Annotated in this window: 1 protein-coding gene; it reads left to right on the top strand. The window is 78.1% G+C overall.

Features of this window, described 5'->3' with window-relative positions; translation table 11 throughout:
* A partial coding sequence (locus GT030_RS26785; protein ID WP_161203312.1) for a hypothetical protein occupies window positions 1-219 on the top strand: 219 nt, incomplete at both ends.

Below are 219 nucleotides of genomic sequence, written 5' to 3'. Positions count from 1 at the left end.
CCAACGAGGAGGAGGAGCGCTCCGCCGCGCTCCAGGAGGTCAGCGACGCCGCGTACCGCGACTCCACGTCCGCCGCGACCGACGCCCAGCGGGCCCGCAGCGAGATCGGGCACCTGCGCCAGCGCCTCACCGAGGTCGAGCAGGAGACGGCCGAAGCGGTCCGCGCGGGCTGGCTGGACGACACCGCCCCCGACGCCGACCCCGCGCGGGCCGCGCTCG

Source organism: Streptomyces sp. SID1328 (assembly GCF_009865595.1).
Lineage (GTDB): Bacteria > Actinomycetota > Actinomycetes > Streptomycetales > Streptomycetaceae > Streptomyces > Streptomyces griseoluteus.
This window is presented reverse-complemented; position numbering and strand designations above follow the sequence as displayed.